The organism is Streptomyces sp. NPDC085900 (assembly GCF_044540925.1).
Lineage (GTDB): Bacteria > Actinomycetota > Actinomycetes > Streptomycetales > Streptomycetaceae > Streptomyces > Streptomyces gilvifuscus.
Genome location: NZ_JBITSP010000002.1, coordinates 489,223 through 511,091 on the forward strand (window position 1 = coordinate 489,223; position 21,869 = coordinate 511,091).

General features: G+C 72.7%; 22 protein-coding genes. 7 read left to right on the forward strand and 15 right to left on the reverse strand.

Annotated elements, in window-relative coordinates:
• Positions 1–145: 145 nt before the first annotated feature.
• A complete protein-coding gene (locus ACIGDI_RS06930) occupies positions 146–1,210 on the forward strand; it encodes a glycoside hydrolase family 5 protein (protein ID WP_399891606.1) in 1,065 nt (354 codons plus the stop codon).
• Positions 1,211–1,291: 81 nt separating this feature from the next.
• Here the strand turns inward: ACIGDI_RS06930 and ACIGDI_RS06935 are convergent, their stop codons facing one another.
• The 7 genes from ACIGDI_RS06935 to ACIGDI_RS06965 form a co-directional block, all read right to left on the reverse strand.
• On the reverse strand, positions 1,292–1,966 hold the full coding sequence (locus tag ACIGDI_RS06935) for a LuxR C-terminal-related transcriptional regulator (RefSeq protein ID WP_399891609.1): 675 nt from the start codon (positions 1,964–1,966) through the stop codon (positions 1,292–1,294).
• 104 nt (positions 1,967–2,070) lie between these two features.
• Positions 2,071–3,918: a protein kinase gene (locus ACIGDI_RS06940; protein WP_399891612.1), complete on the reverse strand. Its 1,848-nt coding sequence runs from the start codon at positions 3,916–3,918 to the stop codon at positions 2,071–2,073.
• Positions 3,919–4,037: 119 nt separating this feature from the next.
• The gene (locus ACIGDI_RS06945) at positions 4,038–5,609 is read right to left on the reverse strand and encodes an oleate hydratase (protein WP_399891615.1); all 1,572 of its coding nucleotides are present in this window, start codon (positions 5,607–5,609) and stop codon (positions 4,038–4,040) included.
• A 128-nt stretch (positions 5,610–5,737) separates the two neighbouring features.
• Complete coding sequence (locus tag ACIGDI_RS06950; protein WP_399891619.1) at positions 5,738–6,952, reverse strand: globin domain-containing protein; 1,215 nt, start codon at positions 6,950–6,952, stop codon at positions 5,738–5,740.
• Positions 6,953–7,165: 213 nt separating this feature from the next.
• Positions 7,166–7,972, reverse strand: coding sequence for an SAM-dependent methyltransferase (locus ACIGDI_RS06955; RefSeq protein ID WP_399891622.1), 807 nt, complete (start codon positions 7,970–7,972; stop codon positions 7,166–7,168).
• Positions 7,973–8,056: 84 nt separating this feature from the next.
• Positions 8,057–8,308, reverse strand: coding sequence for a DUF397 domain-containing protein (locus tag ACIGDI_RS06960; RefSeq protein WP_058926992.1), 252 nt, complete (start codon positions 8,306–8,308; stop codon positions 8,057–8,059).
• The gene (locus ACIGDI_RS06965; protein WP_384811254.1) at positions 8,305–9,180 is read right to left on the reverse strand and encodes a helix-turn-helix domain-containing protein; all 876 of its coding nucleotides are present in this window, start codon (positions 9,178–9,180) and stop codon (positions 8,305–8,307) included. The genes ACIGDI_RS06960 and ACIGDI_RS06965 overlap by 4 nt, the downstream gene beginning before the upstream one ends.
• Positions 9,181–9,444: 264 nt before the next feature.
• Between ACIGDI_RS06965 and ACIGDI_RS06970 the strand changes: the two genes are divergently transcribed.
• Entirely contained in the window at positions 9,445–9,885 is a 441-nt protein-coding gene (locus tag ACIGDI_RS06970) for an ATP-binding protein (protein ID WP_399891626.1), read from the forward strand.
• Between the two features lie 15 nt (positions 9,886–9,900).
• Here the strand turns inward: ACIGDI_RS06970 and ACIGDI_RS06975 are convergent, their stop codons facing one another.
• A complete protein-coding gene (locus tag ACIGDI_RS06975; protein ID WP_399892970.1) occupies positions 9,901–11,160 on the reverse strand; it encodes a PP2C family protein-serine/threonine phosphatase in 1,260 nt (419 codons plus the stop codon).
• A gap of 221 nt (positions 11,161–11,381) precedes the next feature.
• On the opposite strand from ACIGDI_RS06975, the gene ACIGDI_RS06980 reads away from it, so the two are divergent.
• The gene (locus ACIGDI_RS06980) at positions 11,382–12,194 is read left to right on the forward strand and encodes an SAM-dependent methyltransferase (RefSeq protein ID WP_399891629.1); all 813 of its coding nucleotides are present in this window, start codon (positions 11,382–11,384) and stop codon (positions 12,192–12,194) included.
• A 678-nt stretch (positions 12,195–12,872) separates the two neighbouring features.
• Here the strand turns inward: ACIGDI_RS06980 and ACIGDI_RS06985 are convergent.
• From ACIGDI_RS06985 to ACIGDI_RS06995, 3 genes are read right to left on the reverse strand one after another with little or no spacing between them, the layout of a single operon-like run.
• Entirely contained in the window at positions 12,873–13,334 is a 462-nt protein-coding gene (locus ACIGDI_RS06985) for a hypothetical protein (protein ID WP_399891632.1), read from the reverse strand.
• Entirely contained in the window at positions 13,331–13,801 is a 471-nt protein-coding gene (locus ACIGDI_RS06990) for a nitroreductase family deazaflavin-dependent oxidoreductase (RefSeq protein WP_399891635.1), read from the reverse strand. The genes ACIGDI_RS06985 and ACIGDI_RS06990 overlap by 4 nt, the downstream gene beginning before the upstream one ends.
• Positions 13,798–14,247, reverse strand: a complete 450-nt coding sequence (locus ACIGDI_RS06995) for an OsmC family protein (protein WP_399891638.1) — start codon at positions 14,245–14,247, stop codon at positions 13,798–13,800. The genes ACIGDI_RS06990 and ACIGDI_RS06995 overlap by 4 nt, the downstream gene beginning before the upstream one ends.
• A 246-nt stretch (positions 14,248–14,493) precedes the next feature.
• On the opposite strand from ACIGDI_RS06995, the gene ACIGDI_RS07000 reads away from it, so the two are divergent.
• Genes ACIGDI_RS07000 through ACIGDI_RS07010 form a run of 3 tightly spaced genes read left to right on the forward strand, consistent with a single transcriptional unit; the run spans position 14,494 to position 16,584 of the window.
• Positions 14,494–15,735: an NAD(P)/FAD-dependent oxidoreductase gene (locus ACIGDI_RS07000; RefSeq protein ID WP_399891642.1), complete on the forward strand. Its 1,242-nt coding sequence runs from the start codon at positions 14,494–14,496 to the stop codon at positions 15,733–15,735.
• A 17-nt stretch (positions 15,736–15,752) separates the two neighbouring features.
• On the forward strand, positions 15,753–16,070 hold the full coding sequence (locus ACIGDI_RS07005; RefSeq protein ID WP_399891645.1) for a TusE/DsrC/DsvC family sulfur relay protein: 318 nt from the start codon (positions 15,753–15,755) through the stop codon (positions 16,068–16,070).
• 40 nt (positions 16,071–16,110) lie between these two features.
• Positions 16,111–16,584, forward strand: a complete 474-nt coding sequence (locus ACIGDI_RS07010; RefSeq protein ID WP_399891648.1) for a DsrE/DsrF/DrsH-like family protein — start codon at positions 16,111–16,113, stop codon at positions 16,582–16,584.
• On the opposite strand, the gene ACIGDI_RS07015 is transcribed toward ACIGDI_RS07010, so the two are convergent.
• Positions 16,577–16,852, reverse strand: a complete 276-nt coding sequence (locus tag ACIGDI_RS07015; RefSeq protein WP_200701657.1) for a hypothetical protein — start codon at positions 16,850–16,852, stop codon at positions 16,577–16,579. The two genes, ACIGDI_RS07010 and ACIGDI_RS07015, sit on opposite strands and share 8 nt — an antisense overlap.
• A gap of 164 nt (positions 16,853–17,016) precedes the next feature.
• Between ACIGDI_RS07015 and ACIGDI_RS07020 the strand changes: the two genes are divergently transcribed.
• Positions 17,017–17,511: a hypothetical protein gene (locus ACIGDI_RS07020; RefSeq protein ID WP_399891651.1), complete on the forward strand. Its 495-nt coding sequence runs from the start codon at positions 17,017–17,019 to the stop codon at positions 17,509–17,511.
• A gap of 27 nt (positions 17,512–17,538) precedes the next feature.
• Here the strand turns inward: ACIGDI_RS07020 and ACIGDI_RS07025 are convergent, their stop codons facing one another.
• From ACIGDI_RS07025 to ACIGDI_RS07035, 3 genes are all read right to left on the reverse strand, one after another.
• Entirely contained in the window at positions 17,539–18,711 is a 1,173-nt protein-coding gene (locus ACIGDI_RS07025; protein ID WP_399891655.1) for an acyl-CoA dehydrogenase family protein, read from the reverse strand.
• 107 nt (positions 18,712–18,818) lie between these two features.
• Entirely contained in the window at positions 18,819–20,372 is a 1,554-nt protein-coding gene (locus tag ACIGDI_RS07030; RefSeq protein WP_399891658.1) for an acetolactate synthase large subunit, read from the reverse strand.
• 22 nt (positions 20,373–20,394) lie between these two features.
• A complete protein-coding gene (locus ACIGDI_RS07035; RefSeq protein ID WP_399891661.1) occupies positions 20,395–21,768 on the reverse strand; it encodes an FAD-binding oxidoreductase in 1,374 nt (457 codons plus the stop codon).
• Between the last annotated feature and the right edge of the window lie 101 nt (positions 21,769–21,869).

Consider the following 21,869-nt stretch of genomic DNA (forward strand, 5'->3'; position numbering starts at 1 on the left):
ACGCGTGAGACACCTTGACTGCCGCCGGGGCGGATGCCACGATTCCGGCGCCGCCGAGTTTACGTAAACATCCCGCACGACGGCAGTCGATGTTTACGTAAACATCGCGGAGCGCCGAGCCGCCACCTCTCGAAAGGGCACGTCGATGCGCAAGACCCCCGCCAGAAACCGCCTCAGCTCCCGGCTGCGCGCCACCTGCGTGGCGGTGGCGATCGCCGCGGTCAGCGGCGCGACACTGGCCGGCAGCCCCGCCTCCGCCTCCGCCGCCGCTCCGAGCGGCGGCACGAGCCAGTTCCGGGGCGTCAACTGGGCCGACCCGCGCGACAACTTCGCCGACGACTACCTCCAGCTGTCGGGCCTGTCGACCTCCGACAACTACGCCCGGACGTACGCGAAGGCGAGCCGGATCATCACGGCGTTCCGCGCGAACCTGGGCGCCAACACGGTCCGGCTGCCCATCAACCCGTACACGGTCAACGGCGCGTACTGGAAGTCCTACCGCGCGGTCATCGACGCGGCCTCGGCCCACGGCTTCAAGGTCATCGTGTCCTACTGGGAGGGCACCGGCGACAAGCGGGACGGCTACATCGACGACGAGGCCACCTTCTGGCCCATGTGGGACACCGTCGTGAAGACCTACAAGCACGACCCGCGTGTCTACTTCGAGCCGATGAACGAACCGCACGGCTACACCGACGCCCAGTGGGCCGACATCGCCGCCAAGTGGCTCGCGACCTATCCGTCCGTCCCGCGCGACCGCGTCTTCGTCAGCGGTGCCGGCTACAACGACCACGTCACCTCGGTCTGCGCCGACCCGCGCCTGAAGGGCACCTACCTCTCACTGCACCACTACGGCTTCTGGAAGTCGTACGCCACCTACGACCAGTGGGTGTCCGACCTCAAGGAGCGCATCGGCGACTGCGCGAACCGCACGGTCATCGACGAGTTCGGCGCCCCGATGACGACGGGCCTCGACTACGACAAGCCCGCGCCCGACGACAACTACGTCAACTTCATCCAGGCCGAGACGGACACCGCCCGCGAGCTCGGTATGGGTTCCGTGTACTGGCCCGGACTGCGCACCGACGACATCTACTCGATGCAGAAGCTGGTCGGCGACCCCTCCCGCCCCTGGCTGGCCACCACCAACCAGTCCGGTGCCGACCGGCTGGCCTGGGCCTGGGGCCGCGGCCGGCCCGTCCAGGGCTGACCGACTCCTCGCCGCAACGGTCGAACTGCGCCCGGCCGTTGCGGCGAGGCCTTCGAGGCGGTGCGCCGCGGCAGGGCGGGGTCAGGCGGCGGCCGGTCGGACCAGGCCCGTCTCGTAGGCGAAGATCACGGCCTGCACCCGGGCCCGCGCACCGATCTTCGCGAGGATGTGGCTGACGTGGGACTTCACGGTCGTCGGCGCGATCGACAGCCGCTCGCCGATCTCGGCGTTGGACCAGCCGGAGGCCACGGCGGTGAGGATGTCGCGCTCGCGATCGGTGAGCGTGGCGAGTCCGGCCCGGCGGGCGGTACGGGGGGCCGGCTGCTCCTGGCGGACGGTCTCGATGAGCGCGCGCGTCAGGGCGGGGGTGATGACGGCGTCCCCGGCGGCCACGACGCGGACCGCGGCGGTGAGCTCCTCCGGGGTGGCGTGCTGGGCGAGGAAGCCGCCGGCCCCGGCGCGCAGTGCGGCGGAGGCGTACGCCTCGCTGCTGGTCGGCGTCAGCACCAGTACGCGCGGGCGGCGCTCGCCCGGAGCGACGGGGCGGGTGATGCGGCGGATGGCCTGGATGCCGTCCGCGTCGGACGCGCCGCTGCCCATGACGACCACGTCGGGGCGGAGTTCCTCGCACCGGTCGGCGGCGTCGGAGGCGTTCGCCGCTTCGCCGATGACGGTCAGGTCGGGTTCGGCCGCGAGGAGCATACGGAGGCCGAGGCGCTGCAGGGACTGGTCGTGGACGACGAGCACGGAGGTCATGGCGAGCTTCTCCCCTGAACGAAACCGTTTCGTTCACGTGGGGATCAGCGTAGTCCCGTCCCTATCGAAACGGCACCGTCTCGATTGTGGTATCGGTCACGCGCTCAGTCGGTTTCGCGCAGCGCGGTCCACGTGTCGTGGCTCACGACGCCGTCGGCGTCGAGCCCCTTGGCGTTCTGGAAGCTCTCCACGGCGGCCGTCGTGCCCGGGCCGAACTCGCCGTCCACGCCCGAACCGCCCACGCCGTAGCCGCGTTTGGTGAGCATGCACTGCACCTGCAGGACCCGCTTGCCGCTGTCGCCCTCGCGGGTGCGGCCGTTGCCGGCGTAGTAGGTGCAGTCGGAGATCCAGGGCGGGGTCGCGGGGTCCTCAGGCGTGTCGGTCGCCGGCGTCGTCCCGGTCGGATCGTCGCTCGCGCTAGGCCCCGGGACCGTGGGAGAGGCGGAGGTGCCGTGCCGCCCGGGCCGGACCGAGCCGGAGGCGGCGGACGCGGAGGGGGATTCCGCGGTCCGCGCCCCGCCGTCGACGCTCTTGCCGGAGGCGGACGTGTACGCCGCGGAACCCGACGCCGACGGCCTGGCGCCGTCGGAGAGGGTGCCGCCGCTGCTCGTACGGGAGCCGGGGGAGGCACCCGAGGCGGGCGGGACCGGACGGTCGATCGCGAGGATGCCGGCCGCCGTCGCACAGAGCACGACACCGACGGCGACGACCAGCAGAGGCTTCCTGCGGCTGCCGGCGGTGCGGGGCTCGTCGGCGCGTAAGCGCTCGGGCGGGTCCGCCGCGACCACGGGGGCTTCGCTCCCAACCCCGGTGGGTCGGGCCTGGCCTCCGGTGGGTCGGGCCTGGTCTCCGGTATGCCGATCATCGCCCCCGGTGGGCCGCGCCTCGCCTCCGGCAGGCTGCACCGCGTGCCCGGCCGGAGCGGGGGCCGGCGCCATCGGGGCGTCGGAGGACCGCAGGCGCGTCGTCCCGTCACCGGGCAGCCCGTCGAGGACCTCGTAGGCCCGCTGCCGCTCCAGCACCCGGCCGGCCAGCGGCTCGGGCCAGTCGGCCGCCTCGGCGCGGGCCGAGGCCGCGTCGACCAGGTCCTGCGGGCTGGGCCGGCCCTCGGGCTCCTTCGCCAGACAGGCGGCCAGCAGGGCGGCGAGGTCCGCGTCCGCCGCTGCGACCTGGCCCAGCAGCTCCCCGTTGGGCTCCTCGAAGGCCACCCGGTGCATCACGTCGACGCCAGTGCCGTCGCCGAACGGAGCATGCCCGGTCGCCGCGTAGACCAGCGTCGCGCCCAGCGAGAACACGTCCGAGGACGGTTCGCAGGTGCCCGTGCGCAGATGCTCCGGCGACATGTAGGCAGGGGTCCCCACCCGGTTGCCGGTGCCGGTCAGCGCGCTCGCGTCGACGGCCTTCGACAGGCCGAAGTCGATGACGTGGGCGCCGTGGACGGACAGCAGCACGTTCGACGGCTTCAGGTCGCGGTGCACGATCCCGGCGGCGGCCAGGTCGGCCAGGGCCCGCCCCAGCTCGGCCACCAGCCGCCACACCGCGGCGGTCGCCAGGGCGCCGTCCTCGCGCACGGCGTCCGCCAGATCGAGGCCCGCCAGGTACTCGGTGGCCATCCACAGCAGCCGGTCCTCGAAGCCCGTGCCGCACAGCCGGGGCGTACGGGTGGTGCGGACCAGGTCGTGCACCGACGCCTCGCGTTCGAACCGGCGCCGGAAACCCGCGTCGTCCGCGTACTCGGGCCTGATCACTTTCACCGCGACCAGGCCGGGCCCGCCGCCCGCCGGACGGCCGAGATACACCCGCCCCATGCCGCCGCTGCCGAGCAGCGCCAGCGGCACGTAGGGGCCGATGCGGCGCGGATCCCCCGAGTGCAGGGGCGCGGCGCCGGTCTGCCGCAGCGCCGCGGCCTCGTCCGGTGCCGAGCCCGACGGCACCGAGCGGTGTTCTGACACGGATCCCCCGAAGTGATGTTCGTCGTATGCCAGTTCGCCCAAGAGGGGAAGACGAGGCTAACGCAGCAGCGGCGCGTCGACAGCGGTTTCGATCAGTATTCGGCCTGCCCTGCGGTGGGTCACCGGCGGTGCATGGTCTCCAGTGCGGCGGCCAGCACGTGCGGGTCGTGGTGGCCCTTGTAGACCGCCGGCGGCTGGCGGTCCAGGTGCAGCAGCCGGGACACGGCCGTCCAGGCGGTGCGCACCGAGTACTCGACGGTGAAGACGACGTCGTCCGGCACCTCGGCGAACTGCCCTATGAAGGCGAGGTTCACGGATCCCTCCGGCACCACGTGGGGCCGGTCCTCGCGCCGCCGGACCAGGAACTGGCTGGTGATGTACGGCATCACACACGGCACGACCGTGGAGGTGGCCAGGACACGCTCCGCGAGCTCCCCTTCGATGCGCAGGTGGTGCAGGACCTCCTCCAGGATCTCCCGGCCGGAGCACATCGTCATCGGCTTGGGCGTGTGGTTGCCCGCGCGGCCCGGGAAGAGACCGTAGCCCCACCACACCGAGACGCCCTCGGGCTGGTCGCGGTAGACGGGCTGGCGGTTGGCGACGACGGTCAGCAGCCAGTTGGAGTCGGTGAAGGTCATCAGACCGCCCCGGCCGGTCTCGCGCCGGTCGAACTCGGCGAGCGCGTCGAGGAAGGCGGGATCCTTCGCGGTGACCGTGAACGACTCCCAGCGCGACTCCTTGACGTGCTTGTCGAAGGCCGCCGGGTTGCCGAACTCCTCGCGCCCCCGGGCCAGTCGGTGCCACAGCAGCCAGGAGCCGGAGCGGCCCGGCGCGGGCGGCGGCGCCGAGGTGTGGGTGCCGAGGGTGGAGGCGTCGGTCATGGAGCCGTTGGTGACGAACACGAGGTCCTCGGGCGTCACGGCGATCTTCTCCTCGACGCCGCCCTCGGTGACGTAGAGCGTCTCGACCGTGCCGCTGTGCCGCCCGGGGGTGAACGCCAGGTCGGTGACCCGGGCGCCGGCGTGCACGACGACACCGCGCTCGCGCAGCCAGGCCGCCAGGGGCAGCACGATCGAGTCGTACTGGTTGTAACGGGTGCGGTGGATCCCCGACATGGAGGCGAACTCGGGGAAGAGGTGGATGAACCGGCGCAGGTAGCGGCGGAACTCGATGGCGCTGTGCCAGGGCTGGAAGGCGAACGTGGTGCACCACATGAACCAGAAGTTGGTGGTGAAGAAGTGCTCGCCGAAGCAGTCCGTGATCCGCTTGCCGTCCAGCCGGCTCTCGGCGGTCGCCAGGCAGCGCACCAGCTCCAGCCGGTCGCGCTCGGAGAAGCCCATCGTGGACGTGTCGACGATCCGCCCCTCGCCGTCGACCAGCCGCGCGACGTCGTCCCAGCCGAACTCCTCGTGCCCGGAAAGGATCTCCTGCGTCACCGACACCGAGGGGTCGTCCAGGGTGGGGATGCCGGACAGCAGGTCGTAGGTGCAGCGGAACTCCGCCTCGAACATCCGGCCGCCGCGCATGCTGTAGCCGGCGTCCGGCGTGCCACCGGCGTCCAGGCTGCCGCCGAGCTGCCGCTGTTCCTCGAAGAGGTGGATGTCCGCCCCCTCGAATCCGCCGTCACGGATCAGGAAAGCGGCCGCCGCGAGCGCCGCGATCCCACCGCCCACCAGGTATGCCTTCGCCATCGCCCGACTCCTCGTCTCCCCACGGCCGTTCAGCGACCGCGAACCTCACTCTTCCCTGGTGCACCACCGCCGTCAGTGGGCCGTCCGGCACCCGGAGGGACCGGACGGCCCGTGCGGGTGCGGCCCGTTCAGTCACTCTTGCCGGGCAGCCACAGGTCGGGGCCGAACACCTCGTAGCGGATACGGCGGGCCGGGATGCCGGCGCCCAGCAGCTGGGTGCGGACGGCGCGCATGAAGGGCAGCGGGCCGCACAGGAACACCGTTGCGTCGGCGGGCAGTTCGATGCCGGTGAGGTCCATCAGGCCGGTGCGGGCGGTGGGTTCCTCCGCGCCGGGCCGCTCGTACCAGAACTCCGTGCGGGCGCCCGGCAGTCGGCCGGCCAGCTCGCGCGTCTCGGCGCGCAGCGCGTGCTCGGCGGGGGAGCGGTCGGCGTGCAGGACGGTGACCGGGCGGGTCGAACCGAGGGCCGCGAGGTGGGCCAGGATGCCGGTCATCGGGGTGCCGCCGATGCCGGCCGAGACCAGCACGACGGGGGTGGTGGCGTCGGCCGGGTCGTCGAGGAACACGTCGCCGAACGGTGCGGACAGGGTCAGTTCGTCGCCCTCCCGCACCTCGGCGTGCAGCAGGTTGGAGACCTCGCCGTCCGGTGCGCCGGCCTCGCCCACCACCCGCCGGACGGTGATGCGCCGCTGGTCGCCGCCGGGTGCCGAGGACAGGCTGTACTGGCGCAGCTGGTGCACCCCGTCGGGCATGCGCACCCGCACGCTGACGTACTGGCCCGCGCGCGCCCGCGGCGCCGCCTCGCCGTCGGCGGGACGCAGCAGGAAGGACACCACGTCCGGCGTCTCGGTACGACGCTCGACGACCGTCCACCGCCGCCAGATCCGGCCCGGCTGGACGCCGGCCTGCTGGTACAGCCGCGCCTCCTGGCCGATCAGCGCGCCGGCCATCAGCCAGTACACCTCGTCCCAGGCGGCCGCGACCTCGGGGGTGACCGCGTCGCCCAGCACCTCGGCTATCGCGCCGAAGAGGTACTTGTGCACGATCGTGTACTGGTCGTCGGTGACCCCGACCGCCGCGTGCTTGTGGGCGATGCGGTCCAGCAGGGTGTCGGGCCGGACGTCGGGGTGGTCGAGGAGCATGGTGGCGAACCCGGCGATCGAACCCGCCAGTGCTCGCCGCTGGGCGCCGCTGGCCTGGTTGCCGCGGTTGAACATCCCGTCGAGCAGTTCCGGGCGGTCGTGGAACATCGCGCCGTAGAAGCGCGTCGTGATCTCGTCGAGTGCTCCCGCGACGGCGGGCAGCGTGGCACGGACCACGGCGGCGGACTCTGCGGACAGCATGGGACCTCCCGGACGGGAACGGTTGGCAGGAAGAGTGCCGCTCCGTCGGCGGGCGGCGGCCTCAGGTGTAGCAGGCAACCACCGGGGTTTCCGGGCCGTTTCGGGGCGTGGAGGGCAAGAGGGGCCGGTCGGCCCCGGGACCGGGGACCACCGGCCCCAAGGGCCCGCCCGGTTCCGGAGCCGACCGGCCCCGCCACCCTCTCCCGTGCGGCCCTACGGCTTGATCCCCACGGCCGTCCACAGGCTGACCTCGGCGTCCGTCGCGTCGCTCTCGCCCTCCGGGCGCCAGCGGTGCCCCACGCTGACACCGGGCTCCAGCAGCTCGAACCCCTCGAAGAAGCGGGCGAACTCGTCCTTGGACCGCACCTGCACCTGCGTCCCGGAGCTGATGTAGATGTCCACCAGCTTCCGCCAGGTCTCCGGGTCGAAGTCCGGCGTGCAGTGGCTGATGGCCAGCGCGCTGCCCGACGGCAGGGCGTCCATGAGCCGGGCGACGATGTCGTACGGGCCCCACGCGTCCGGGATGAAGTGCAGCAGCGCGTTGAGGGACAGCGCCACCGGCTGCGTCAGGTCCAGCGCCTCGCCCAGCTCCGGCGCGTTCAGGATGGTCTCGGGCTCGGTGAAGTCGGCGTGGATGTAGGTGGTGCGGCCCTCGCTCGTGCTGCGCATGAGGCGTTCGGCGTACTTGAGGACCAGCGGGTCGTTGTCCGCGTACACCACCCGGGCGTCGGGGACCACCGACTGGGCGACCTGGTGCAGGTTCGGCTCGGTCGGGATACCGGTGCCGATGTCCAGCCACTGCCGGATGCCGTGCTCCCGGGCCAGGACCCGGGTGGCGCGGTGCATGAACGCCCGGTTCTCGCGGGCGCACACGTAGATCGCCGGGAAGACGCCGGCGACCTGCTCACCGGCCCGCTCGTCGACCTCGAAGTGGTCCTTGCCGCCGAGGTAGTAGTCGTACATCCGGGCGGAGTGAGGCCTGCTGGTGTCGATGTCCCGCGCGGCGTGGGAGTTGGTCATCCTGTCCCTTTCGGTGGTGATCGTGGGGGTGTCGGGCAGGTCGCGGCCAGGGCCGGCACGGGTCCTTCCCGCTGGGAATCTCGGTCAGCCGGTGGCCAGATGGTCGGCCAGGCCCCGCTTGACGCCGGCGACGAACGCGGCGATCTCCTCCGGGGTGTAGATGAGGGCGGGCCCGGCCGGGTCGGTCGACTGGCGCAGGGCCACGCGGCCGTCGGCCAGCTGCTTCGTCTGCACGCACTGCCCGCCGTTGGGGCCGCTCCACGGCGACTCCCAGCCCTGTTCGCCGAGGTCCGAGGCGGGCATGCCGTTGTACACGTGACAGTCGATGAAGCTCATGAGTACTCCTTGCGCATGCGGTTCAGGAGTGCCCTGCTGTCGGCGTCCGAGGTCAGCAGGGACATGCGGTTGTGCGCCTCGAGATGCGCCACGACGTCGGAGCGCTGGTCCAGGTACATCGCGCCCGAGAGGACCTCGGTGTAGACGATGTCCGGCAGCTCCGGGGCCTCGAAGCGGAAGTAGGTGAACGGCGCGCACGCCCCGACATGGGCGCCCGCGGTGAACGGCACGACGTCGACGCTGACGTGCGCCAGCTCCGAGACCTCGAGCAACCGCTCGATCTGCTCCCGCATCACCTCGGGGCCGCCCACCACCCGGTGCAGCACGGCCTCCTCCATCACCACCCACAGCGTGGGCGCGTCGGCTCTCTCCAGCAGGCTCTGCCGGCGCAGCCGCAGGTCCACACGCCGGTCGAGGTCCTCGTCGCTGTCGTTCGGGAAACCGCCGCCGAGCACCCCGCGCGCGTACGCGGGCGTCTGCAGCAGTCCGGTGACGTAGTGCGGCTCGTAGGTGCGCAGCGTCCTGGCCCCCGTCTCCAGGCTCACATAGGCGCTGAACCAACTGGGCAGCACATCGCGGTAGGTGTGCCACCAGCCGGGCTCGTTGGCCCGCTCGGCGAGGACGACGAACTCGTCGATCTCCTGCCGGTCGGCCCCGTACGTCTGCAGCAGCAGTTCCACGTACAGGGGGCGCAGCCCCACCTCCGCCTTCTCCAGGCGGCGGATGGTGAGGGGCGTGACGCGCAGCGCCTTGGCGGCCGCCTCCAGCGAGACCCCCGCACCCTGCCGACGCTCCTGCAGCCGACGGCCGAGGATCATGCGCAGCACGGTGGGGGCACTGTTGCCACCCGTGCCCTGACGGCCTTCGCTCACGCCCTTACCTCCTGAGGGTCTGTCACCCGATCGAGTCTGACAGTGACTTGATGAACCTCACCAGACCGATACCGGCCCGCTGAAATTATCAGCAGGTCTGTTGCAGGTTGAACTTGGGTGCGATCATAGTGACTTGTGTGAACCGTGCCGCCGAACGCGAGCGCGGTCCGTCAACCGTGCCCACCCCAAGCCGAGTTGATGTGCTCTGACGTTCGAGGCGTCCCCCGCGCCTGGCTGCCGCCCGCCCCACGGAAGGCCAACACCGTGTCCCCCCACCTGACATCGTCACCGCAGCTGTTAGACGTGGCCGACCCCGACCGCACGCACTGGCTGGAGCTGCCCGCCCACCGCTCCAGCGTGAGAGTGGCCCGCCGTTCCATGGGCGCCCGGCTCACCGCCTGGCGGCTGCCGGCCGCGCTGTGCGAGGACGCGGTGCTGCTGCTGTCCGAACTGGCCACCAACGCCGTACGCCACACGCTCAGCGCGCGGATCCTGTGCGGCATCGGCTTCCTCAGCGACGCGTGCCTGCGCCTGGAGGTGCACGACCACGACTACTCCGGCAGCGAACTGCCCTGCCGTGAGGCGGGCCCCGAGGACGAGGGCGGACGCGGGCTGCTCCTGGTCGAACAGCTCGCCGACGCCTGGGGGGTGGACCGCTCCAGACTCACCGGTGGCAACGCCGTGTGGGCGAACCTGACGGCCTGAGGGCGCGGGGTGGTGTCAGTCCTTCGCGGGCGTCAGCTCGGCGAGCAGCAGAGTGCGGTCGTCGCCGCCGCCCGGGCCGACGCGGGCGTGCAGCAACTGCCGGCACACGGCGGACAGTACGTCGTCGACGGCACCCGGCGGCGCGAGCGCGGCCTCGTCCACGGCGCCGGCCAGCCGGGCGATCCCGTGGTCGATGTCGTCGTCGCGGGACTCCACCAGGCCGTCGCTGTAGAGGACCAACACGCTCGGCTCCGCCACCTCCAGCACGGTCGGCTCGTAGCTGCCCGCGCCCAGGCCGAGGGGCAGTCCGGCGCCGACGAGCGGCACCGGCGCGGTCCGGCCGTCCGCGCCGCGCAACAGTGGGGGAGGGTGCCCGGCGCCCACCAGGGTGCAGGTGCGCAGACGTGCGTCCCACTCGGCGTAGATGCAGGTCGCGAAGGAGGCGCCCGGGGTCTCGCTGGCCAGGGCGTCCAGTCGCCGTATGAGCTCCGCGGCGGGGATGTCCAGGCCCGCCAGGGTGCGTACCGCGGTGCGCAGTTGGATCATCGCGACCGCGGACTCCGGGCCGTGCCCCATCGCGTCCCCGACGATCAGGCTGACCCGCTCGCCCGGCCGCCGCAGCACGTCGGACCAGTCGCCGCCGATGACCGTGCCCTGCCCGGCCGGCAGCGAGCCGTGGGCGATGCGGCAGCCCTCGACCTCCTGGACCGCGCCGGGCAGCAGACTGTTGCGGATGGCCAGGGCGGTGCGACGCTCGCGCTCGTAGCGCCGCGCGTTGTCCAGGGCGACGGCGGCGCGCGCGGCCAGCGACTCCACGGCCGCCATGTCCGCGGTCGTGAACGGCCCCCGGTCCGGTCCGCGCGTGCAGGCCACGAACCCGATCGCGTCGTTGCGCAGCCGCAGCGGCACCACCAGGAAGGACCCCACCTGCAGCAGCCGGTCGATGCGTTCGTCGCCGTCCGCCGAGGCCTTCAGCCGCTCGGACGTGTGCGCGTCGACGGTGTCCAGCAGCTGCGCGTGCCCGTCGGTCAGGGCACGGGCGTACGGCGTCCCCCGCGGGAAGACGATCACCTCGCCGACCGGCAGCACGCCCTCCCAGGTCTCGGGCGCGTCCGTGCCCACGCGCACCGCCAGCCGACGGGCCTCCCGCTGGGGCGGGTCGGCGACGGCGTACGCGCTCTCCTCGCGCCGCCAGCGCTCCAGCAGGTACACGGACGCGGCGTCGCAGAATCCGGGGGTGAGGGCGTGCACGACATGGCTGCCCGTCAAGCGCAGATCGAGCTCGGAGCCGATGGCGTCGGCCGCAGGGGAGAACGCCGACCGGCGGGGCGACGGCAGGACGGCGGGGGTGTCGTCGGCGGAGCTGCGCGGTTCGTTCCGCAGGGTCGTGCCTTTCCGGGTGGGGGGGGCCGGCCGCGCGGCTGTGACAACGGATCACCGCGCGTCGACGGCAACTATATGATGAGGCGTCAAGAGCCCTGATCCGAGAGGATGTTGTGGTGTCCGACAGTGCAGGACCACCGGTGACCGATTCCGACAGGGCCAGTGTTGCGCGTATGTACGACGCGATGCTGGGCGGGGAGCACAATTTCGCCATAGACCGGGAGGCGGTCGCGGCCGTCACGGCCATCGACCCCCAGGTGCGCATGCTGGCCCGCGCCAACCGCGCCTTCCTCGGCCGGGCCGTGCGCCACCTCGTCGGAGAAGGGGTACGGCAGTTCATCGACCTCGGCTCGGGCATCCCGACCCAGGGCAACGTGCACGAGGTGGCCCAGGCGGCCAGCCCCGGGGCGCGTGTGGTCTACGTCGACAAGGACCCGGTGGCCGTCGCCCACAGCGCGTCACTGCTGGCGGACAACCCGGACGCCGACATCGTCGACGCCGACATCCGCCGACCGGCCGACGTCCTGTCCGCGCCCCAGCTGCGCAAGCTGATCGACTTCGAACAGCCGGTCGCGGTGCTGATGGTCGCGATCCTGCACTTCGTCACGCCCGAGGAGGACCCGGCCGGCATCGTCGCCGCCTACCGGGACGCCCTGCCCGAGGGCGGCTGGCTGGCCCTGTCCCACGCCACGAACCAGGACCGCCCGCGAACGGCCGCCGCGGTGACGCAGCTGTACAACTCCAGGGCCACGTCGCAGGTCGCCACCCGCTCCCACGACGAGATCCTCGGCTTCTTCGACGGCTTCGACCTGACCGAACCGGGCCTCGTCCACGTCCCGCTGTGGCGGCCGGCCCCGGGGGATCAGATCCCGGACAACCCCTCCGAGTACTGGGTGTACGCGGGAGTCGGCCGCAAGAACGGATGACGGGGCGCGCCCTGGGGAGACTCACGGTCCCCGCCCACGGGTGCACCCCCGACGGGGAACGGACCGCCCGGCCGGAGACCCGGTGGACGACCCACTCGCGACCGAGGTCCGGCGAGCGCCCGTCCCCCTGGCACGGACGCCGTCCCCGAGGGGACGGGGGAGCCCCTTGCAGTACCGGGTCCGGCGTCCGCGCCTACCCCAATGATCATGGCTGCACCCCCGAACAAAGGAGGGGCGAGCGGCCCAGAGGCAGGGCCGGTCGGGACCTTGACGGGGGGCGAGGTGCGGTGTTGCCGGGGGCGCGACGCCGAGGGGCTGTGTTGTGGCTGGTCGCACTGTCGCCGCGCTGCCGAGGCGGGGTATGACGCCGCAAGGCTGAGTCTCGGCCGGGGCGCGATGTCGCTGGGCTGTGTCTCGGCAGGGTGCGACGCCGCGACCTGTAGTGCCGCAGACTGCGGTGCCGCGACGGTGTGCCGTGGTGTGTGCGCGGCGCCGGTCGCGGCCCACGCCGACCGACCCGACAGCTTCCCGCTCCGCCGTCAGCCGTAGGGCCTCTGCTCCGCCGCCCACCAGCTCTCCGCGAGCATGCCTCCGGATCGGTGACGTCGGCGTCGAGAATTTGCGGGCACCACCCCCCTTGATCGGGCGCCTCCAGACCGGGTTCCGTGCGTCGCCGTATCAGTGTCCGTCCCGGCCGTCAGCGTGCGGATGCCTCCATGCCGGCGCTCGCCGCCGTTCCGCGCGCGGATGCCACCCGACCCTCGCCCATGGCCCTTCCGTGTCCGGATGCGGCCACACCAGCGCCCGCCGCCCCTCCGCGAGTGCGCGCCGCCACAGCCGCGTCCATGCCCCCTCCGTGAGCGCGTACCGCCACGCCCCCGCCCTCCTCCCCTCCGCGAGCGCGTGCATCGCCTCTCGGTAGGCGACCGCGTCGATCCGGCCGTGCAGCCGTCGCTCGACGAGCCGTCGCTCGGCGGTCTCCAGCGCCGCGCGCGCCCGACGGTGCCGGGCGGCGCGGTGGGGAACGGCGCCCGCGCGACGCCGTCCGTAGGGATCCGCGCCCGGTCCCAGCAGGCGGGCCGTGTCGTACAAGGCCCCCGCGAGGATGAGGAGTTGGAGGAGGGCGGCGACGGCGATCATGGCGGCGGCCCCGATCCCTCGCCGAGCACGGGCAGTTCTACGCACTCCTTCGTCCGCACCACGTACCGCAGTGCGGCGCCGAACAGCCACGGCATGCCCCGTACGCCCTCCGTGACGGGCACGATCCGCGGAGCCCCCAGCTCCAGCCATTCCCCGCCCAGCCGTATCCGGCCACCGCCGGCGGCCCGGATGTTGCGCAACCAGTCCGATTCACGGCCGAAGTTGATGCCGACGACGACCGTGTCCCCCGTACGGAAGGCGCGCAGCGGTGTGTGGCGCACGGTGCCGGTACGGCGGCCGACGTGTTCGAGGTCGGCGAAGGCGAGGTGACCGGCGAGGTGCAGGGTCGTCCGGTTGACGCTGCCGCGCAGGCGGCGGCTCAGGAGCCGGGGAAAGGGCACGGCGAGCTCACCTCCTCGGGGTGCGGGACCCGGCGCGACCGGCCGGTACTCGGCGGACGCGCTCACGGCACCACCTCGATGGCGATCTCGGGCGGCTGCCGCAGGGTGTTGTGGACGGTGCAGTGCGAGACGACGGCCGACAGCGCGGGCAGCCGGTCCGGGGGCAGCCCCGGCGGCGGGAACACGACGATGCGTACGGCGTCGACCCGGGCCGGCCGGTCGGGCGCCATCGTGAACTCGGCCCGCACCCGCAGCCCGGTCTGCGCCACTCCGTGCCGGTGCAGGAAGCGCCCCGCGTAGAAGGCGACGCAGGTGGCCAGGGACGCGGCGAACAGTTCGGTCGGGGTCGGCGCGGTGTCGGTCCCGCCCGCGTCCAGGGGCTGGTCCACCAGCAGACGGTGGTCGCGGACGTCGACGGCGTAGGCGTCTCCCTCGACATGGGTGACGTCGATGACGTGTCCGAAGTCCCGCACGGGAACTGTCGTGGACGTCTCCGGCGCGGTTCCTGCCATGACCTGCCTCCTCGGTGCGGTGCCCCGCTGTCCTCATTCAGTGCAACGCGCGGACGCGGCGAGGTCAGCGGGCCGACCGGGCGCCGAGGGGGCCGTTCGGCCCTGGCGGAGCGGCCGAGGCGCGGTCACCCGTCCCGCCGCCGTCGAACGGCCCGGTCGCGACGGCCGCACGTATACCCCGGTGGGTACCCGTGGGGGGACCAACGGCCCCTGCCCCGGCCCGATCTCCCGGACGACCGTGGAGGCATGGGCAAACACATCGTGATTCTCGGAAGCGGCACCGCGGGCACCATGACCGCCAACCGGCTGCGCCGCGCGTACGCCGAGAGCGAGCTGCGGATCACGGTCGTCGACCAGGACGACAGCCACGTCTACCAGCCGGGACTGCTGTTCGTGCCGTTCGGGCTCGCCCAGCCGCACGCCCTGGTCCGCTCCCGGCCGCACCAGCTGCACGACGGCATCGACTACCGGCGGGCCCGCATCGACCGGGTCGACCTCGACGCGCGGACGGTGTACTTCGCGGTCGGCGGCTGGGTCGCCTACGACGTCCTGGTGGTCGCCACCGGCGCCCGGCTGCTCCCGGAGGAGACCGAGGGGCTGACCGGCCCCGGCTGGGGCGAGAACGTCTTCACCTTCTACGACCTGCCGGGCGCCGTCGACCTGCACCACGCGCTGGAGCGCTTCGAGGGCGGCCGTGTCGTCGTCGACGTGGCCGACATGCCGGTCAAGTGCCCGGTCGCACCGCTGGAGTTCGCCTTCCTCGCCGACTGGTACTTCCAGCGCCGCGGCATCAGGGACCGGGTCCAGCTGACGTACGCCACCCCGCTGGACGGGGCGTTCACCAAGCCGGTCGCCGCGAAGACGCTCAGCGGGCTGCTCGAGCGCAAGGGCATCGAGCTGGTCACCGAGTTCACGCTCGGCGAGGTCGACGGCAAGGGCGGCCGGCTGGTGTCGTACGACGAGCGGGAGGTGCCCTTCGACCTGGCGGTCGTCGTGCCGTTGCACGGCGGTGCCGAGTACGTCGAGCGCTCTCCGGGCCTGGGCGACGAGCTGGGCTTCGTGCCGGTCGACCCGCACACCCTGCAACTCTCCGACCGGCCCGAGGTGTTCGCCGTCGGTGACGCGGCCGGGCTGTCGGCCTCCAAGGCCGGTTCGGTGGCCCATTTCGAGGGCGAGGTGCTGGTGCGCAACATCGGCCGCTTCCTCGCCGGAGAACCCCTGGACGGCTCCTTCGACGGGCACGCCAACTGCTTCGTCGAGACCGGCTTCCACAAGGCCCTGCTGATCGACTTCAACTACGACACCGAGCCGCTGCCCGGCCACTTCCCGGGCCCTGTGGGTCTGCCGCTGATGAAGGAGTCGCACGCCGCCCACCTCGGCAAGCTCGCCTTCGAGTGGCTGTACTGGCACAGCCTGCTGCCCGGCCGGGAGCTGCCCGGCATCGGCTCGGCGATGCCCGAGCGCGGCAAGATCCACTTCCCTGCCTGAACGAGAAGGAGGCAGTCATGCCCACCGCAACCTATGACGGCACCCTCGTGCCGGTCGACGACGAGGGCTTCTTCACCGAGCCCGAGCGGTGGACCGAGCCCATGGGCGAGCAGATCGCCAAGGAACTCGGCATCGACACCCTGACCGACCGCCACTGGACGGTCATCCGCTTCATGCGCGAGCAGTACGCCGCCAAGGGCACCGGCCCCACCGTGCGGGTGCTCGGCAAGACCTCCGGTGTCGGCGTAAAGGAGCTCTACCAGCTCTTCCCCAAGGGGCCGGCGAAGACCGCCGCGAAGATCGCCGGTATCCCCAAGCCCCGCGGCTGCATCTGACATCCCCGCAGTCGTCTCTGCCATCGAGGAGTGCGCCGTCATGGCCGACACCGCCACGATCGAGAAGGTCTCGATCATCGTCTCCAAGGGGTCCCTGGAGGGGATCTACCCGGCCCTGATCATGGCCAACGGCGCCCGCGCCGAGGGCATCGAGGCCGATCTGTTCTTCACGTTCTTCGGGCTGGACGCGATCACCAAGAAGCGCTGGGAGCACATCAAGCTGGCCACCGTCGGCAACCCCGGTCTGCACCTGCCGACTCTGCTCGGCGGCATGCCCGGCGTACCCGGCCTGGTCACCCACTACATGGAACGCAAGATGGACAAGCTCGACATCCCGCCGATCCCCGAGTTCATCGAGATGATCTCCGACACCGGCGCGGGCATCTACGCCTGCAAGGCGTCCGTCGACCTCTTCGAACTCGACAAGGACGACCTGGTCGAGCAGGTCCAGGGCGTCATCACCGTCGGCGAGTTCTACGACCACGCCGCCGGCGGCCAGATCATCTTCACCTGACCGCGCCGCGCGGCCCGTCGGCGCCGCGCTCCGCCATGGCGGCCTGGGCCAGCAGCAGTTGGGCCAGGCCGCGTGCCTCGTCCGCGGTCAGCGCCGCCCAGGCGCCCGGCACGCCGCCCCGGTCCCGGCCCACGTCCAGCGCGATCCGGGTGATGGGCCGCTCCGCCGTCGTCAGACGCAGACACTTCACCGCGATACGGCGGCCGCAACCGGTGACCAGATCAGAGTCGGCGATCTCGTGGAACCGCTCTCCTCCCGTGCCCGTCATCGGACTCACGCCCTTCCTTCTCGCTCGCATTCGTACCGTCGGTGGTATCCCAGTCAGCGCCCGCGGCCGGCGGATTGTTCCCGGCCACCGCCACCTGAACGACCGGCTCCGCTGATCCGTACCCCCCGCTGGAACAGCCCGGATCAGCGGAGACGGAGAGCCACGTGCCAGTGCAGCCACCCCACCGACGCTCAGGTCCCCTTCCGCCCGTCGCCCGGCTGCTGCGCGGCGCGACCGTGGGGGGCACCCTCGCCCTGCTGCCGATGACCGCCGCCTGCACGGCGGGGGAGGACGACACCGAGAGGAGCAGGACGAGCCGGACGGCGGTCACGGCCGCACCCGAGGCCGGTGTCGTGGCGCCCGCGAAGGTCGAGGTGATCGCCGGGCTGATCGGCTGCAGGCCGAGGATCCGCGTGGAGGCGGAGGAGTTGCGGCAGGGGGTGTGCCACACGACGGAGCGGGACCGGGTCATCACCACGTTCCCCGAGGAGACCTACAAACTGGCCTGGCTCGACGCGGCCGCCGGATACGGCGGGACGTACCTGGTCGGCTCCCGCTGGGTGGTGGCCGCCGAACCGGAGGCGCTGGAGGGCCTGCGCCGCCGACTCGGCGGGGAGATCCGGCAGCTCAGTGGCTACGGCCCCAGCGCCGCCCCGTAACACGCGACCGCCGGCACGGCTCGCGTCTCACAGGAACGGCGTGCCCGCGTCGAGCCCCGCCAGCACCCGGCCGTACAGCTCCAGATTGGTCGCCGGATTGACGAACGAGTGCAGGTTCAGGGCCTGCACATCGCGCACCGCTCGCTGGATCGGCACCTCCCGGTGCAGGGACGACGCCCCGGAGGCGGAGGCGACCAGGTCCACCGCCTCCTTGCACAGCCGTGCCACGTAGCCCGTCTGCGCCCGGATCCTGGCCCGGTCCCGCTGCGGGTACGGCCCGCCCGCCTCGACGCGGGCGACGAGGTCCCGCGCCAGCAGCTCGGCGCAGGAGATCTTCATCGCCGCCTCGGCGGCCTGCAGATGGGTCACGCCGGCCTCGTGCTGCCGCGTGTGGAAGGTGTACGTGATGCCCCGGCGGTGGATCCGCTCGGTGAACTCCGCCAGCGCGCCCCGCGCCAGGCCGAGCGCGTGCGGCGCGGTCCACACGCAGAACATCAGCAGGACGGGCACCCCGTAGAACGGGTCGTCGGCGTTGGTCTTCGAGGGGAACTCCCCGCCGAGCAGCGGGCCGACGGGCAGCACCCGGTGTGCCGGCACGAAGACGTCCCGGGCGACGACGCTGTTGCTGCCGCTGCCGGCCAGTCCGGAGACGTACCAGTCGTCGAGGATCTCCAGCTCGGACATCGGTACGGCGGTCCACAGCATCTCCGGCGGCCCGTCTGCGGACTCCACCCGGACGGTCAGCAGGTGCCAGTCGGCGTGCCGGCAGCCGGTGGCGAAGGCCGAGGTGCCGTCGACCACGTAACCCCCGTCCGTGGCGACGGCGGTGGCGTCCGGGACGAGGGTGCCGCCGACCCGTACGTCGGGACCGGTGAAGATCTCGTCCTGCGCCTCGTCGGGGAAGAGCGCCGCGATGAACGCGCAGCCCGCCTGGATCAGCGTGGCGAACGCGGTCGAGCCGCAGGCGGCGGCGATCTCGGCCAGCGCCTCGACCTGGGTGTGCGGCGCCGTCTGGTAACCGCCGTACCGCCGGGGCACGTTCATCCGGTACACCCCGGCCTCGGTCAGCGCCGCGACCACCTCGTCCGGCACCCGCCGCTCCTGCTCGGCGCGCAGGGCGTGCTCGCGGACGAAGGGGGCGAGGTCCCGCAGGCGTGCCACGAGGCCGGTGTCGGACGAGGATGCTGGCGGCGGAGCCATGGCGGACCTCCGGGCGGGCCGACGGGACAATCACCGTTTCGCGGATCGGCCCGAGTGTCAACGCCGCTTTTCCGCAAGGGAGTTGACCTCCCGGGGTGGCCGGTGTCTCAGAACAGCGGGGGGACGTCCGCCTCGATGAGATGCGGACCGGGCTCGGCGAGAGCCGTGCGCAACTGGGCGGTGAAGTCCTCGGCGGTCGTCGCCCGGGTGGCGGGCACGCCCATCCCCCGGGCCAGGGCGACGAAGTCCAGGCGGGGACGGGACAGGTCGAGCAGGTCGCGGCGGGCCGGCCCGTCGGCGCTCGTGCCCAGCCGCTGGGACTCCATCCTGAGGATCGCGTACGCGCTGTTGGAGAAGATCACCGTGGTGATGTCCAGGCTCTCGCGGGCATGGGTCCACAGCGCGGAGAGGGTGTACATCGCGCTGCCGTCGGCCTCCAGACACAGCACCGGGCGGTCCGGGCAGGCGAGCGCGGCGCCCGCGGCGAGCGGCAGGCCCTGGCCGATGGCGCCACCGGTGAGGGTCAGCCAGTCGTGCCGGGGTGCGCCGGCGGTGGCGCCGGGCAGCCAGAGGCCGGAGGTGTTGGCCTCGTCGACCACGATCGCGCCCTCCGGCAGCAGGGCGCCGACGGCGGCCGCCGCGCTCTCGGCGGTCAGGGCACCGGAGGGCGCCTCGGGCCGCTCGGCGGCCTGGAGCACCGGCACCGCGCCCGCGGCCACGGTGTCGGCCAGCCGGCCGAGGGCCGCCGCCGAGTCGTCGGCGGCCGTCGCCAGCGTGTGGATCCGGCAGCCGTCGGGCGCGAGCGGACCCGGCAGACCGGGATGGGCGAAGAACGACACCGGCGCCCGGGCACCGGCCAGCACCAGGTGCCGCACGTCCCGGAGTTGCGCCATCGCGCCTTCGGCGAGATAGCCGAGCCGCTCCACGGCCGGCAGACCCGCGCCGCGCTCCAGGCGGGCCGGGAACGTCTCGCACAGCAGCCGGGCGCCGGTGGCGGCGGCGATCCGGGCCGCCGCCCGCAACGCCGGTTCGCGCGTGGCGGGTCCCCCGAGGAGGATCGCGGCCGGCTCACCGCCGCCCAGCACCTCCGCCACGTCCGCGACGGTCTGCCCGGGCACGGTGGCGGGCGGCCGGACGGCCACGGGCGGCGCGGGCCGGGCACCCTCCGACCAGGAGACGTCGGCGGGCAGGATCACCGTGGCCACCTGCCCGGGAGCGCCGGTCGCGGCGGCCACCGCCTCGGCCACGTCACTGCCGGCCGTGGCGGCGTCCTCGCAGCGGCGCACCCAGCCGGACACCGTCCCGGCCAGGGCGTCGACGTCCGACTCCAGCGGGGCGTCGTACTTCTTGTGGAAGACGGCGTGGTCGCCGACCAGGTTGACCAACGGGGTATGCGCGCGGCGGGCGTTGTGCAGATTGGCCAGGCCGTTGCCCAGGCCGGGCCCCAGGTGCAGCAGGGTGGCCGCCGGCCGGCCCGTCATCCGGCCCCAGCCGTCGGCGGCGCCGGTGGCCACCCCCTCGAACAGACAGGGCACGGCCCGCAGGGCGGCTTCGTCGTCCAGGGCGGCCACGAAGTGCAGTTCGGAGGTGCCGGGGTTGGCGAAGCAGATCTCGACACCGCACTCCAGGAGGGTGCGGGCCACGGCATGGGCACCGTTCACGGTGATTCGGCCTTTCGCGCGGTCAGTCGAAGAGGATCCCCGGGTTGAGGATCCCGTCGGGGTCGAAGGCGTGCTTGATGCGGCGCATCAGCTCCACCTTGGCGGGGTCCTCCAGTTCGAGGAAGTACCTCTTCTTCGTCGTCCCGATCCCGTGCTCGCCGGAGATCGCGCCGCCCAGTTCCGTACCGGCCCGGAACAGCCCGCGCAGCACCGCCTCACGCCGCTCCGGGTCCGGCTGGAAGACCGCCAGGTGCACGTTGCCGTCGCCGGCGTGCCCGCAGCCGGTGATGACGGACGCGCTGTCCCGGGCGATGACGTCCGCCTCGGCGAACAGCCTCGGCAGCGCGGCCCGGGGGACGACGATGTCCACGACCTCGTCCGCGCCGGCCGCCTTCGATGCCCAGAACGCCCGCTCACGGGCCTCCATCAGATCCCGGGCGGCGGCCGTGGGCAGCACGTAGACGTCGTCCGCGCCCAGGCCGAGCAACTGCTCGCCCAGCCGCTCCACATCGGCCTCCAGCCGCTCGGCGAAACGCTCTTCCAGGACGACGACGAGATAGCCCAGGGCGGTACGGCGGACATGCTCGGGAATGCCCAGGGCCAGATCCTGCCGTTCGGTCATGGCCGCCATCGTGAGCATGTCGACGTACTCCAGGGCCAGCGGATGCACGCCCCCGGCCAGCAGGCGCGGCACCGCGCGCGAGACCTCCTCGGCGAAGCCGAACGGCGCCAGCACCGTCGCGCGGTGCTCCGCCCGGGGACGCAGCCGCAGGACCGCCTCGGTCACCAGGGCCAGGGTGCCCTCCGAACCCACGAGCAGCTGGGTCAGGTCGTAGCCGGTACTGGTCTTCACGTACCTGCCGCCGCTGCGCACGATCTCGCCGGACGCGAGGACGGCCTCGACGCCGAGGACGTGGTGGCGGGTCACACCGTGCCGGACGGCGTGCATGCCACCGGCGTTGGTGTTGACGGTCCCGCCCACCGACGCGCCCTGCTCGCCGGGGCGCACGGGGTAGCACAGCCCGGACGCGGCGGTGCGCTCGTCGAGTTCGGCCAGGGTCACGCCGGCCTGGACGACGGCGACGTGGTTGTCGGTGTCGATCTCGACGATCCGGTTCATCCGCTCGAACGAGACGACGATCCCGTCCGCGCGCGGCACGCACGCCCCGCACAGTCCGGTCCCCGACCCGCGGGCCGTCACCGCGATCCGCCGCGCCGCGGCGACCGCCACCACCTCCGACACCTCGTCCGCCGTGGCGGGGCGCACCAGGTACGCGGGCGTCCGGGCCACGGCGGTCAGCGACTCGTCGTGTCCGTACTCCGCGGGGACACCCTCCCCGCTCAGGACGTGCTCCGCCCCCACCGCCTTGGCCAGCAGCGCTCCGGTGTCGGTCATGATCCGGTCCCCTCCTCGGTGACGCGCCACGGGCACCGCCCGCGGCCGTGCTCGCCATCATGGGACCGGGCCCACCTCGCCGATGCCGGTCCAACAGGCCT